The organism is Nocardia speluncae NBRC 108251, assembly GCF_001613245.1.
Classification (GTDB): Bacteria; Actinomycetota; Actinomycetes; order Mycobacteriales; family Mycobacteriaceae; genus Nocardia; species Nocardia speluncae.
This window is the reverse complement of the sequence record NZ_BDBZ01000001.1, coordinates 422,206-436,155: the sequence shown is the minus strand read 5'-3', so window position 1 is coordinate 436,155 and position 13,950 is coordinate 422,206. Positions and strand designations below refer to the sequence as shown.

Below are 13,950 nucleotides of genomic sequence, written 5' to 3'. Positions count from 1 at the left end.
GATGACAATCCCCCGCACCGTCGCGGAGCTCACTCCTGAATGGCTCACCACGGCGTTGGACGGCCGTGTCGACGAGGTCGTCGCTGAACCGGTCGGTACCGGTCAGATCGGATCGGTGTACCGGTTGCGGCTCACCGGTGACAACATTCCGGCACAGCTAATGGCCAAACTCCCCGCCGCAGACCCGGGAACCCGGGCGATGCTCGCCGGCGCCTACCGACAGGAGATCCGGTTCTACACCGAGATCGCCGGCACGGTGGCCGTCCGTACACCCCACTGCCACCATGCCGAGATCCACGGCGACGGGGGTGCATTCGTGCTTCTGCTGGAAGATCTCGCACCCGCCCGCCAGGGCGATCAGATCGCCGGATGCACGGTTGCGCATGCCCATCAGGCCGTCGCCGGCCTCGCCGGCCTGCACGCACCGCGCTGGTGTGACGAGACCCTGCTGGAGATCGAAGGATTCAGTCGCAACGGGCCCGAGGAGGCCGCGACACTGGGCGAGCTGTACGGACCCACCACCGATCTCTTCCTCGGCCGCCTCGGCGATCGCCTCACACCCGAAGACCATGACACCGTTCGCGCCTGCGGTGATGTGATCGCCGACTGGCTGGTTGCGCGGCCGGAACGGTTCGGCCTGGTCCACGGCGACTACCGTCTGGACAATCTCCTGTTCGGCGCAGAGGAGCCGGCGGTGGTGACCGCAGTCGACTGGCAAACGGTCAACCTCGGACTGCCTGCCCGCGACCTCGCCTACTTCGTCACGACCGCCCTCCACCCGGAGACACGGCGAGTGGAGGAAGAAAATCTCGTCGCCACCTACCATCGGCGTCTTGTCGAACTCGGGGTCACCGGCTACTCACTCGATGACTGCCGCCAGGATTACCGTTTCGGCGTCCTTCAGGGCCCGCTGGTCGCGGTGTTCGGCGCCGCCTACGGCGCCGCCACCGAACGGGGGGACGCGATGTTCGCCGCCATGATTCGCCGCAGTTGTGCCGCCATCCGCGATCTGGACTCGCTGACCGCCCAACCCGCGTCGCCACGGCCGGACACCCACCGGTCATGAGATTTCGTCACCAACGAACCATCGGGGCCGGTGCGGTCGGGTGCCTGATGGCGTGCCGGGCGAGGCCCGCGGCCAGCCAGCGATGGAAGCCGAGATAGGGAAACGCACGCACGATCCCGTGCATTTGCGTCCGGGCTATTCCGAAGCGAACGAGGCCGCGACCGACATCGATGAGATCGGCCCTGCGGAACGTCTCGACCAGCCGATTGTCCGCGGCCCGCAACTTGTGATGGTCCAGGACCATCAATTTGGCCTCGCCGGTATCGACCACGCCGAAATCCGCGGCGAGTTCGTCGACGAGGTCCGCGGAGGGGGCAAGGTAGTCGAATGTTCCCGCCGTCCACAGTCCGAGGTCGTGAACCGTCCATGCCAGCACGGCGCTCGCGGGAAGCGCCCGGCGGAACAGGAGCGCGTGATAGTTGAGCCCGCGTAATACATGGTTGCGGTACACCGGTGCGCTGGGCCCCAGCGAGGTGGCGTACCGGGCGAGAGTTCTGTCGACGCGCTCCGGTTCCAGTATGGTCATCGGCCGGCCTTTCTGTTGCTGTTCGGGTTCCGACGTCGATGTGCGCGTCTATGCGTTCGTCGGGCGTATATGGGTGCGGAATTTTCGGCGATAATCGCCAGGGGACACATACCAGTGACGCCGAAAGACTCGGTAGAGGGTCACAGTCGATCCGATACCGGATTCGCGGGCGATCCACTCCTGGGTCGCCTCCGTCGTTTCCAGGAGCCTGCGGGCGGTATCGGCCCGGCTGCGCTCGACATATCGTCCGGGTGCGATTCCCAGCTCAGCGGTGAATACCCGGGTGAAGTGGCGTGGGCTCATGCCTACCCGGGCGGCGAGCGCGGCGATTCCGAGGTCGGCCGCCGGGTTGGCGTCGATATAGGCCTGTAGCTCTCGTAAGGCGTCGGAGGCCGGCCGTTTTGCCCGGAGTATCGTGCTGAACTGGCTCTGGCCGCCGGGCCGCTGCAGGTACACGACGAGCCCGCTGGCGACCTGCCGGGCGATATCGTGGCCGTAGTCATCGGCGACCAGGGCGAGGGCCAGGTCGATACCGGTAGTGACACCCGCAGATGTCCAGATATTGCCGGACTGGACGAAGATCGCTTCTGGTTCGACCTCGAGGTCCGGGTGGTTGCCGGCGAGCCGATCCGTGACGAGCCAGTGGGTCGTCACTCGCTTCCGTGCAAGCAATCCGCCGGCGGCAAGGATGAACGCCCCGGTGCATACCGAGGCCACCCTGTTTGCGCGCTCGGCCAGTGCAGTGACGATATCGACCAGTGCAGGGTCGATCGGATTGTGCAGAGGGGCGGATCCGCCCACCACGAGAAGGGTATCGATTTGCCCGGCCGGCAGTTCCTCCTCCGATTGTGCGCAGACAGACACTCCATTGCTCGTCGCAACCGGGCCGCTGTGGGGAGCGGTGGTCTCGACCGAATACGCCCGGCTCCGGAGCACTCGGTTGGCGGCATCGAAAACATCGGCCGGACCGGCGAGATCGAGCAGTTGGAACCCGTCGTGTACGACGGCCACGATGCGCTTCATAATGCCGATTGTTTCCGCCGGCCGCGATGGCGTCCACGACAAATTCCTGTCGGATCGTGCCATCTGCGCGAGGAAATATTCTCGCGGGCGCCCTGGTTGTGGGTGAGGTAGATGCAAATGCATAGACAACAACCGGTGGGAGTGACATCAATGCAGTTCGGAATCTTCTCGGTCAGCGATATCACGCGTGACCCCGTCACCGGCGTGACCCCCAGCGAGGCCGAACGTATCGACGCGACCGTGCAGATCGCCAAAAAAACCGAGGAAGTGGGCCTCGATGTCTTCGCCATCGGGGAACACCACAATCCGCCGTTCTTCTCGTCCTCACCGACGACTCTGCTGTCTCATATTGCCGCGCTCACCGAGCGTCTGATCGTCACCACGGCGACCACCCTGATCACCACCAACGACCCGGTGAAGATCGCCGAGGACTACGCGATGCTGCAACATCTGTCCAACGGCCGGATGGATCTCATGCTCGGTCGCGGCAACACCGGGCCGGTCTACCCGTGGTTCGGCAAGGACATCCGCGCCGGCCTGCCACTGGCCCTGGAGAACTACAACCTGCTGCACCGGCTGTGGCGCGAGGACGTGGTGGACTGGGAAGGCGACTACCGCACCCCACTGCAGGGTTTCACCGCCACCCCCCGTCCCCTCGACGGAGTGCCGCCGTTCGTCTGGCACGGTGCCATCCGCACTCCGGAGATCGCTGAACAGGCCGCCTACTACGGCAACGGATTCTTCGCCAACCACATCTTCTGGCCCACCGCCCATTCCCTGCAGCTCATCGAGTTCTACCGGCAGCGGTTCGAGCACTACGGCCACGGCACCAAGAAACAGGCCATCGTCGGTCTCGGCGGGCAGGCCTATATTGCGAAGAAATCCCAGGATGCGTGGAGCGAATTCCGGCCCTACTTCAACGAGGCACCCGTCTACGGACACGGCCCGTCGCTGGAGGATTTCGCCGAGATGACCCCGCTGTCGGTGGGCAGCCCGCAGGAGATCATCGACAAAACCCTCACCTTCCACGACACCTTCGGCGATTACCAGCGCCAGCTGTGGTTGATGGATCACGCCGGGCTGCCGCTCAAAACGGTGCTGAACCAGCTCGACCTGCTCGGCGAGGAGGTCGTTCCGGTCCTGCGCAAGGAACTGGACGCGCGCCGCGACCCGGAATCGGCGCCCGCCCCCACCCATCAGGGCCGGGTCACCGCCACCTACGGCGACACCCCGCCCCGGCAGGCCCGGCCCAACGCCAACCAGGGCAACAACCTGGCCGGCACCAGCCCCTACCAGGACACCGACATCCTGGCCGGAAAATGAACCGGACCAGCGGCCGCCTGGCCAACGATGCCTGGGAGGCGCTGCTCACCGCGCACGCGGTGATGATGAAAAGGTTCGCGGCCGAGGACGTATGGCACGGCCTGACCATGCGCGAATACGACGTCCTCTACACGCTGTCCAAATGCCCGGAACCGATCCGGCCCGCCGAACTGAACCGGCACGTCCTGCTCACCCAACCGGCCCTGTCGCGGATGGTCGACCGGCTGGTGGAGCGCGGATTGGTCCAGCGCACCCCCGACCCGAACGACGGCCGGGGCGTCCGGTTGAGCCTGACCGATACCGGCCGGGCGCACCAGCGCCGCACCGGCGGCCGGCACGCAGTCGGGGTCGCGCGGGCGCTGACCGCTGCCCTCACCGACGACGACCTGCGCGCTCTCGAAGTGATCTGCCGGAAACTCGCGGACACCACGGAGTGAGCGGTCCGGCCCGGAGACGATAGCGCCGCGGCACCGCGCAAACCCTGCTCACCCGGCGGACAGCGGGGCAGGGCTCCGGACGACAGCGAGTCGTGAACACCCAGGGCCCCCGCGGCCAACCGATCTACCCCCTGCGGCCAACCGATCTACCAGGAGTAACCATGCACAGCACCAATGGACAGGCCCGCCCGCCGTATCGGCTGGTCGTGGTCAGCGGCGGAACCAGCAACCCGTCCTCGACCCGGATGCTGGCCGACCGGATCGCCGGCCGGGTCGGCACCCTCGCCGGCCGCCGCGGCGGCCAGGTCCGCGTACAAGTGGTCGACCTGCGCGAACTGGCGACCGAAATCACCACCGCCCTGGTCTCCCAGCTCATGGGCCCGAAGATGACCGCGGCGATCGATACCCTGGCCGCCGCGGACGGCCTGATCGTCGCGGCCCCCGTGTACAAGGCGGCACCGAGTGGGCTGCTGACCTCGTTCTTCCATGTCCTCGACAACGATCTGCTCATCGCCAAACCGGTGATTCTCGCGGCCACCGCGGGCACCTCCCGCCACGCTCTGGTGGTCGACGAGCAGATGCGCGCCCTCTTCGCGTTCCTGCGCACCATGACTGTGCCCACCGCACTGTTCGCCGCCGCTGAGGACTGGAACGATCCCGATCTCAACAAAAGGATCGACCGCGCCGCCCTCGAATTGGTGCTGCTCATGGAGAGCGAGTTCGCGCACCGGGTGAAGGACGAATCCTGGGACAGCTACCAGCATTCGTTCGGCAGCGCCGGTGGCAGCGAAACCACCGTCGACCTGGACACCGACCTCATGCGGCTCGCGGCGGGCGGTAACGCCGCACCCGCCCGGCCCGCGAACTGAATCCCCGCCCGGCTCACCTCGTCCCAGCGCGGGGGAGCGCCGGGCCGTGGTGCTAATTTGCTGCGGTGACCGCCCCCTTCGACACCATCGATCAGGTCACCCGGTATCTGGATCTCGCAGGCGTCCTGGCCTGTGCCATGCTCGGTGGCGCCATCTCCCGCTCCGAGGGACTGGACCTCTTCGGGTTCCTGGTGGTGGGTATCGTGTCCGGACTCGGCGGCGGTATTCTGCGGGACACCCTGCTCCAGCAGGGACCGCCCGTCGCCCTCACCGACTACGCCTACTTACCCACTGCGGTACTCGGCACCCTGATCTCATTCGTCATATCCCTCAGCGAACACTCCTGGGACCGCCTCTTCACCGCGCTCGACGCCGCGGTGATCGGATTCTGGGCGGTCACCGGCGCCCAGAAAACACTGGCCGCGGGATTGGGCTGGCTGCCGGCGGTACTCCTGGGCATCACCACGGCGGTCGGCGGCGGTGCCCTGCGCGACGTCCTGTTGCGGCGAGTGCCGGCGGTGTTCGGCGGAAACGGCCTGTACGCCACGGTCGCAGCGGTCGTCGCCGGGACCATGGTCGTCTGCACATACCTGGGTGTCCCAGCCGTGGGGATCATCGCCGGTATCACCTGCTCACTGGTGTTGCGACTGGCGGCGGTCCGGTTCGGCTGGGGCCTGCCCAACGGGCTGAATTGGCAACCGCACACTCGGATCGCCGAAGCAGTCCGCGGCGCCCGGCCGCCGAGCCGGAGCCGGCGTCGCCGCACGCGCGGCCGGAACCGGGAGAACTGAACACTGCGGCCCCACCGAGCGGCAACTCCGCCCGTGCCACACTGAACCCGGCACCACCGACAAGGAGGGCGACAATGCGTGAGACCCCACCGGCCGCCGACCGGCGGCAGCGCCCCACCGCCGACCTCCGCGATTTGGCGCGCCTGCGCCGGGTCCGCGACCGGATCGACCGCGAATACGCACAACCACTCGACGTCGAAGCCCTCGCCCGCGCGGTCCATATATCCGCCGGCCACCTCAGCCGCCAATTCCGGCAGGCTTACGGAGAATCCCCGTACTCCTACCTGATGACGCGGCGTATCGAACGTGCCAAGGCGCTGCTGCGCCGAGGTGATATGAGCGTCACCGAGGTCTGCTTCGCCGTCGGCTGTTCGTCGCTGGGCACGTTCAGCACCCGCTTCACCGAATTGGTCGGCGTAGCGCCCAGCATCTACCGGCAGCAGGCATCCGGCGAAGCGGCCGGGATGCCGAGCTGCGTTGCCAAACAGGTGACCAGACCGATCAGGAATCGAGAAGCGCAGGTCACCGCGGCGCGGCTAGCGTCGTCGTCATGAACCTCACCATCCACTCCAGCTACCTCCCGCACGACGACCCGGATGCGGCACTGGCCTTCTACCGCGACCTCCTCGGCTTCGAGGTGCGCAAAGACGTGGGTTACGAAGGGCTGCGCTGGATCACCGTGGGCCCGGCCGGGCAGCCCAGCACTTCTATCGTGCTCACCCCGCCGGCCGTGGATCCCGGTATCACCGACGACGAACGCCGCACCATCAGCGAGATGATGGCCAAAGGCACCTACGCCGGGATCAACTTCGCCACCGAGGATCTCGAGGCGACCTTCGACCGGCTCCAGGCCGGTGATGTCGAAATCATTCAGGAACCCACCGATCAGCCGTACGGTATCCGCGACTGCGCCGTCCGCGATCCCGCCGGGAATATGATCCGTATCCAGCAGGCCGGCTGAACGTCCCGGGGCAGGCATTCACACAGCGTGGTAGCGCAGGCAGCGAAACTTTCGATTCCCGAGCGGACGGGCACCGGATCCACCATGGGTCCGGCGCCCACCGCACGGGTCCGCCGGAACGCTCCCGGCGACCACGCGTACCTCGCGGCCCGGCGCAACGAGAAATGTCACCGCGTTCTGATTGGATCGACCGGATGACAGCGGTGGTGTCCGCGCGGGCGGCACGAGCACCAGAGGGAGACCAGGAGAGCAGATGAGTATGGCCACGAAGACCGCTGGGCAGACGTCCGAGCCGCATCTCGCCGACAGTCACGACCTGATCCGCGTGTACGGAGCGCGGGAGAACAACCTCCGAGATGTCAGCGTCGAGATCCCGAAACGCCGGTTGACCGTATTCACCGGGGTCTCCGGGTCGGGGAAGAGCTCACTGGTCTTCAGCACCATCGCTGCCGAATCGCAACGGCTGATCAACGAGACCTACAGCGCGTTCATCCAGGGGTTCATGCCCAATCAGGCCCGCCCCGATGTCGATGTCCTCGACGGGCTGACGACCGCCATCATCGTCGACCAGGAGCGGATGGGGTCCGATCCGCGCTCCACCGTAGGTACCGCCACCGATGCCAATGCCATGCTGCGGATCCTGTTCAGCCGGCTCGGCACCCCGCATATCGGATCACCGCAGGCGTTCTCCTTCAATGTCGCCTCGATCAGCGGCGCCGGTGCGGTCACCGTGGAAAAGGGCGGGCAGACCGTTCGCGAACGCCGCAGTTTCAGCGTCCTCGGCGGTATGTGCCCGCGCTGCGAGGGCCGCGGTTCGGTTTCCGATTTCGACCTCACCGCCCTCTACGACGAGAACTTGTCGCTCAACGAAGGCGCCCTCACCATCCCCGGTTACAGCATGGACGGCTGGTACGGCCGTATCTTCCGCGGCTGCGGTTTCTTCGACCCGGACAAGCCGATTGCGAAGTTCACCAAGAAACAGCTCAACGATCTCCTCTACAAGGAGCCCACGAAGGTCAAGGTCGAGGGCGTCAATGTCACCTACGAGGGCCTGATCCCACGGATCCAGAAATCCTTCCTGTCCAAGGACCGGGAGGCGATGCAACCGCATATCCGCGCATTCGTCGACAAGGCGATCACCTTCGACACCTGCCCCGATTGTGGTGGTACCCGTCTGGGTGCCGAGGCCCGTTCGTCGAAGATCAAGGGCATCAGCATCGCCGACGCCTGCTCGATGCAGATCAGCGATCTCGCCACCTGGGTGCGCGACCTGAACGAACCGTCGGTGGCTCCGCTGCTCACCGCGCTCGGGCAGACCCTCGACTCGTTCGTCGAGATCGGGCTCGGCTATCTGTCGCTGGAGCGCCCGGCCGGAACCCTGTCCGGTGGTGAAGCGCAACGTACGAAGATGATCCGGCATCTCGGTTCCTCACTCACCGATGTCACCTACGTGTTCGACGAACCCACCATCGGCCTGCACCCGCACGATATCCAGCGGATGAACGAACTGCTTCTGCAACTGCGCGACAAGGGCAACACCGTGCTCGTCGTGGAGCACAAACCCGAGGTGATGGCCATTGCCGACCACATCATCGACCTCGGGCCCCGCGCCGGTACCGAGGGTGGGCAGGTGATGTTCGAGGGCTCCATCGAGGGCCTGCGCGGCAGCGACACCATCACCGGCCGCCACCTCGACGACCGCGCCGCCCTCAAACCGTCGGTCCGCGCTGCCGCCGGTGCGCTCGAGGTACGCGGCGCCGATTCGCACAACCTGCAGAATGTCGACGTCGATATCCCGCTCGGAGTGCTGGTCGTGCTCACCGGTGTCGCCGGGTCCGGTAAGAGCTCGCTGATCGACTGTGCCGTCGCCCGGCACGACGATGTCGCCATGGTCGACCAGACTCCCATCAAAGGGTCGCGCCGCAGCAATCCCGCCACCTACACGGGCCTGCTCGACCCGATCCGCAAGGCCTTCGCGAAAGCCAACGGGGTGAAACCGGCGCTGTTCAGCTCCAACTCCGAAGGCGCCTGCCCCGCGTGCAACGGCGCCGGGGTCATCTACACCGATCTCGGGGTGATGGCGACCGTCGAATCGCCGTGCGAGGAATGCGAGGGCCGGCGCTTTCAGGCCGAAGTCCTGGACTACACCTTCGGCGGCCGCAATATCGCGGAGGTCTTCGAGATGTCGGTCGCCGGGGCCGAGGAGTTCTTCGGCGCCGGTGACGCCCGTATCCCCGCGGCGCACAAGATCCTCGACCGCCTGGTCGATGTCGGCCTGGGGTACATCAAGGTCGGTCAACCGCTCACCACCCTGTCCGGCGGTGAACGGCAGCGGCTGAAACTGGCAACCCGGATGGGTGAGAAGAACGGGATCTACGTCCTCGACGAACCGACCACCGGCCTGCACCTGGCCGATGTCGAGAACCTGCTCGCCCTGCTGGATCGGCTCGTGGACTCGGGTAAATCGGTGATCGTCATCGAACATCACCAGGCGGTGATGGCGCACGCCGACTGGATCATCGACCTCGGTCCCGGCGCGGGCCACGACGGCGGCCGGATCATTTTCGAAGGCACCCCGACCGATCTGGTTTCCGCCCGGTCCACCCTCACCGGCGAACACCTGGCGGCCTACGTCGTGGGTTGACGGCGAAGGGTTGCGAGCATCCGGGCAGTCCCGGCCGGCACGGTGATCATTTCGTCAGTCGACGATCGAAATCGGTCGCACGCTGTTGCTGCTGCAACCGCCGTTCTGCCGGATCGACGAACACGGTCCCGTCCGGCAGTGCCGTCGACAGGTCCGCCACCTTCACCACCGCGGAACTCCGCAGCGCTGCGGTCACGTCCGGTGTGCCCCGCACGGACTGCCAGCGCACCGCGATCATTCCGGCGTCGTTGCCACTGGCATCGAGCCAGTTGTGGGCGCCGGGGTCGTCGGGCGACACCACGAACGTGTAGGTGCCGTCCGGGTTGGGTTTCGCCTGGGTGGTGTTGAGGCTGGCGGTCTTGTCGCGGTAGGGGTAGGCGACACCCCACGGATCGGCAATCTGCACGCCGAGCGACTGGGCGCCGACCGGGTCGATCGTGAAGACGAGCGCTTCGTCGGCGGCCAAGGCGAAGCGTCCGCCGGTGGACAGTCCTCGACCGCCGGGCCGCTCACGTACTGGGCGGATCCGGTTCTCCGGAGTCTTGTAGTAGTACTCGTTGAAATACTTCATCCAGAAAGGCGCGATCTGCCCGAGTATCTCGGCGGATCGGGCGGCCTGCTGATCGACAGTCCGCTCGGGCGCTACAGGTGGTCCGTCCACGCGGATGATGTCGAGCCGGGACGGCGTCTCGGTCGCCCAGTCGTTCAGCAGGTCGCGCACGATCAGCAGGGAGGTGCCGCCGGCCGGGATCTGCAGGTGGTTGATGCGGCCGTTCGCCGGGGCAGAGTCCATGGTGACGACGAAGGTTCCGTTCGGTCCGGTCTCGATCGCGTCGGTGCCGAGAGTCGCCAGTGGTGTCCCGCCCTCGGCGGTCAGCGCGGCGGTGCCGGGAATCGAGTCCCGCATTTCGAAATGCACTTCGGCCGGGGCCTGCTCGGGTATGCGCCCGCGGATCTCGTATCGCGCGTCACCGGCTACGGTGGCCTGCCGATAGACATTGTCGGGGTTCTCGATTCCGTACCCCGAATTCGGCATGTCGAGCCCAGCGAACTCATGCGGCAATGTCACCGCCCACATCAGCACAGGGCGGTCCGGATCCTCCGTCACGGCATACTGGGCGGCTGCCGCGCCGATGGAGGCGGCGGCTGCCGCCGCGGTGGCTTCACCCGACAGCGTCGCACCTTGCGGGTCGCTCTCGTACAGTTCCTGGACTTCTCGAATTTCCTGCTGCACTACATCGGTCGCGAGGATTCGACGCACCACCGCTTCGCGTGTCCGTTGGCCCTCGGTGGCGAGGGCGCCGCCGTCCGCCGCGGGCTGCGGGCGGCCGTTCGTCATCGTGATATCGGTCGTCCCGTGTTTGTCGTCCCCGTTCCGGGCTGTCGTGCATGCGGTGCCGACCACGGCGAGGGCCGCGACGGTGGCCAGCGCTACCCCCGACCTCATGCGTCGTCGCCGGCCTGTCGCGATGAGGGGCGCGAGACATTCGTTGCTGATCTGCTCCGGCATGACCGCTCACTTTCTGCCTCCGGTATTCGTGCTCGGACGAATACCGGACGCGGAAATACTGGGCTCGCGGATACGTCGCCGGGATCGATGACACCACGTGCGTAGCGAGCCGAAAGATGTTTCGGAGTAGGGCTTCTGCCGCCGATCGGAGGGGAGAGCCCGATTTGTTCGATGGGTTGATTTGACCGTAGACAAACGTCTACTGTCAAGGGGTGCACGGATCGGAACCGACGCCGAAAGCCTGGGGCCGCGACGAGGTCCGCCGGGCGGTTCTGCGTGCGGCGCGCTCCGGGTTCGCCGCGAAGGGGACCTCGGTCACCATCCGCGAGATCGCCTGTGCCGCAGGAGTGAATCTCGGGCTGGTCCACAAGCATCTGGGCAACAAGGAGGACATTCTCCGGGCCGTCCTCGAACGCGACACCGAGATTTCCACGCGAACGATCGAAACCGGAGCTTCGGTGCCGGACGCTGTCAGGCGCCTGTTCGACATCGGGCTTGCCGATCCCGAGTACGTGCGCATCTCGGCGTGGTTGTTGCTCGAGGGACGGACCGATCTACTGCTCGGCAACCAGGCCGAGGGGATGAACGCGGTCCGTGGTGTCGATCCCGACTCCCGCAAGGCGGATGTCCGCCTCATGACGGTGCTTGCCGCAATATCCGGATGGTCGCTGTTCAGTGAGGGGATCCTGGCATTCGCCGACGCCGACGCCGACGCCGCCTCCCGGGGACGCGTGGAGGCGCAGATGTCGGAGCTGCTGGCGGCCATCGTCGAGCTCCCTGGGTTCGCACCCGAATCCTCGCCGGGTCCGCGCGGGTCTTGACGTTTCAGGCACCACACGGAGTACTGGCGGAACGGAGCAGGCGGCGCTTCCGGCGTACTTGCGTCGTCACTCGTCGACGCGGTGTGCGGACAGCCGGCGCGCCGACTGTCGCCCGGTGAGCGCCCGATCTGTGTGAACCGGCACCCCTCAGCGGGTGAACGTACCGAACCCGTCGGAGTCGTAGAACTCCAGCCACAATCGATCATCGTCGAATCGGGCCTGCGATATCGTTCCCGGGTTCGCGGCCTCGCCGGTAGGAGTGAAGGCGAATGTATCGCCGTCCCAGTGCCGCAGCGGTACGGTCACCTTCCCCGGGCCCAGGATCAGCAGCAACCGGTCGCCGTCCACCGCGACCTCAGCCGGGCCGAAATAGTCGTTTCCGTATACCCCCGCATAATCGTCCAGCGGGCCCGCGGGCGCCGAATTCGGTGGTGGTTCCTTACCCAGCAGTTCACCGGTGGGCCCCTCGATCTGCGCGAATGCCTCCTGGTAAAGCCCCCACCAATCCTCCCGGACCTCACCGAACTGCACCAGATCGGCGAATTCGGCGTTCAACGTCTCCGGTACGCCGATCGGGGCGGCGTTGGTCAGCGTCACGATTCCCACGTTCGCCGACGGGATCAATGTGAACGCGGTCGCCGTACCGGCGTTGAACGCCCCGGAATGGCTCAGCACTACCCGGCCCGCGGCCGAGGTGCCGACATTGAACCCGTACCCGTACATACCGGCTCGTGAGTCCGGAGTTTCGGGGGGCGATGATACGGCCTGTGGTGACACTGCGGGCAGTAGCGCTTCCGGCGCCACCACTTCCCGGCCTTGGTACGAACCGTTCTCGAGGACCATGGTCATCCAGCGCGCCATATCTGTCGCCGAGGAGCTGACACCGCCCGCCGGTGACTGCGCGTCCGGTTGCCGTGGGGGTTCGGTGCGCCGGTAGTCCTCGCCCACGCGGGCATGTCCCACCGCGCGATCGGGCGCTGCCGCAAAGTCGGCGTAGCGGGAACTGGTGGCCGTCATTCCCAGCGGCTCGTAGATCGCGCGTTTCGACAGGTCGGCCCAGTCCGTGTGCGCTCCTTCCGCGACCGCGCCGGCCGCCGCCGTCAACCCGAAATTCGTGTACTCGTAGGAGTCCCGGAACGGCGCCAGCGGCAGCAGCCGCATTCGTTCCAGTATCTGCGCCCGGTCGAACCCGAGGTCCTCGAGCTTGTCCCCGGCATGATCGGGCAGCCCCGACCGATGTGCGTACAGATCGCCGATGGTCGCGTTGTCACTGATGTAGGGATCGTTCAGCGCGAACCAGGGCGCGAGCTGCCGTACCGGTGTATCCCACTCGAGCGGCCCGGCGGCGACCTCGCGGGCCACCACGGTGGCCCCGATCGGTTTCGACATCGATGCCAGCTGGAACACGGTGCCGGGGTCCACCTCCTGTTCGTTGCCCACCTCGCGGACCCCGAATCCTTCCTGGTAAACGACCTTGCCGTCGGCGACGATGGCGACCGCCATACCCGGGATGCCGGTGCTGGTCAGCAGCTCCTTCGCCCGCTGATCCACCCGGTCCACGATATGTTCCACGCGCCCGTCGGGAATGGTGATTCCGGGGGCGCGGGCGGGCTGCGGTGCGGCCACGCTGGTGCTGGTCGTGGCTCCGGGGACCGGCTCTTCGATCCCGCATCCGGTGACCGGCGCGGCGACGATCGCCACCGCGGCCCCGAGAGCCGTCAACCGACGTCTGTGCACAGCCGCCTCCGAGAGGTTGTCGCCGACACGAGCCCAGCTGCCCGAGCCTATCGCTGCCCGTGCTCGCCGTCCGGTAGCGCGGTCCACGTGGCCGGGTTCGATCCGTCCGGGGAATCGGTCCACCGCGGGCGGTCGGTGATCCGCCGCTGCCGTGGTGTCCGCAGGCCGCTGTGCGGCCCGTCCATCTCGCGATAGGTCCAGAAAATAGAACTAGATTCTCGAAATATCGAGAATTCTGGTGC

The 13,950-nt window shown here is 66.5% G+C and carries 13 protein-coding genes; 9 read left to right on the top strand and 4 right to left on the bottom strand.

Features of this window, described 5'->3' with window-relative positions; translation table 11 throughout:
- Position 1 precedes the first annotated feature (1 nt).
- Positions 2–1,066: a phosphotransferase gene (locus tag NS6_RS01785; RefSeq protein ID WP_068035557.1), complete on the top strand. Its 1,065-nt coding sequence runs from the start codon at positions 2–4 to the stop codon at positions 1,064–1,066.
- Positions 1,067–1,073: 7 nt separating this feature from the next.
- Here NS6_RS01785 and NS6_RS01780 read toward each other — a convergent pair whose 3' ends face one another.
- Both NS6_RS01780 and NS6_RS01775 read right to left on the bottom strand, forming a co-directional pair.
- Complete coding sequence (locus NS6_RS01780; protein WP_068035555.1) at positions 1,074–1,592, bottom strand: hypothetical protein; 519 nt, start codon at positions 1,590–1,592, stop codon at positions 1,074–1,076.
- Positions 1,593–1,640: 48 nt separating this feature from the next.
- A complete protein-coding gene (locus NS6_RS01775; protein ID WP_068035552.1) occupies positions 1,641–2,615 on the bottom strand; it encodes a GlxA family transcriptional regulator in 975 nt (324 codons plus the stop codon).
- A 150-nt stretch (positions 2,616–2,765) separates the two neighbouring features.
- Between NS6_RS01775 and NS6_RS01770 the strand changes: the two genes are divergently transcribed.
- From NS6_RS01770 to NS6_RS01740, 7 genes are all read left to right on the top strand, one after another.
- Entirely contained in the window at positions 2,766–3,938 is a 1,173-nt protein-coding gene (locus NS6_RS01770) for an LLM class flavin-dependent oxidoreductase (RefSeq protein WP_068035550.1), read from the top strand.
- A complete protein-coding gene (locus tag NS6_RS01765; RefSeq protein WP_068035548.1) occupies positions 3,935–4,375 on the top strand; it encodes a MarR family winged helix-turn-helix transcriptional regulator in 441 nt (146 codons plus the stop codon). Before NS6_RS01770 ends, NS6_RS01765 begins: the two co-directional genes overlap by 4 nt.
- A 161-nt stretch (positions 4,376–4,536) precedes the next feature.
- A complete protein-coding gene (locus NS6_RS01760; RefSeq protein ID WP_068035546.1) occupies positions 4,537–5,244 on the top strand; it encodes a CE1759 family FMN reductase in 708 nt (235 codons plus the stop codon).
- 65 nt (positions 5,245–5,309) lie between these two features.
- Positions 5,310–6,035 carry a trimeric intracellular cation channel family protein gene (locus tag NS6_RS01755; protein ID WP_245669091.1) on the top strand — a complete coding sequence of 242 codons (726 nt, stop codon included), beginning with the start codon at positions 5,310–5,312 and terminating at the stop codon, positions 6,033–6,035.
- A 74-nt stretch (positions 6,036–6,109) separates the two neighbouring features.
- Positions 6,110–6,589, top strand: coding sequence for a helix-turn-helix transcriptional regulator (locus NS6_RS01750; RefSeq protein WP_068035544.1), 480 nt, complete (start codon positions 6,110–6,112; stop codon positions 6,587–6,589).
- The gene (locus tag NS6_RS01745) at positions 6,586–6,996 is read left to right on the top strand and encodes a VOC family protein (RefSeq protein ID WP_068035541.1); all 411 of its coding nucleotides are present in this window, start codon (positions 6,586–6,588) and stop codon (positions 6,994–6,996) included. The genes NS6_RS01750 and NS6_RS01745 overlap by 4 nt, the downstream gene beginning before the upstream one ends.
- 253 nt (positions 6,997–7,249) lie before the next feature.
- Positions 7,250–9,640: an ATP-binding cassette domain-containing protein gene (locus tag NS6_RS01740; protein ID WP_068035539.1), complete on the top strand. Its 2,391-nt coding sequence runs from the start codon at positions 7,250–7,252 to the stop codon at positions 9,638–9,640.
- Positions 9,641–9,686: 46 nt separating this feature from the next.
- Here the strand turns inward: NS6_RS01740 and NS6_RS01735 are convergent, their stop codons facing one another.
- Entirely contained in the window at positions 9,687–11,150 is a 1,464-nt protein-coding gene (locus tag NS6_RS01735; protein WP_084470526.1) for a DUF1214 domain-containing protein, read from the bottom strand.
- A 212-nt stretch (positions 11,151–11,362) separates the two neighbouring features.
- Here NS6_RS01735 and NS6_RS01730 point away from each other — a divergent pair, with 212 nt between their 5' ends.
- Positions 11,363–11,971, top strand: coding sequence for a TetR/AcrR family transcriptional regulator (locus NS6_RS01730; RefSeq protein WP_084470525.1), 609 nt, complete (start codon positions 11,363–11,365; stop codon positions 11,969–11,971).
- 147 nt (positions 11,972–12,118) lie between these two features.
- Here the strand turns inward: NS6_RS01730 and NS6_RS01725 are convergent, their stop codons facing one another.
- Positions 12,119–13,693, bottom strand: coding sequence for a serine hydrolase (locus NS6_RS01725; RefSeq protein WP_210746589.1), 1,575 nt, complete (start codon positions 13,691–13,693; stop codon positions 12,119–12,121).
- Positions 13,694–13,950 lie beyond the last annotated feature (257 nt).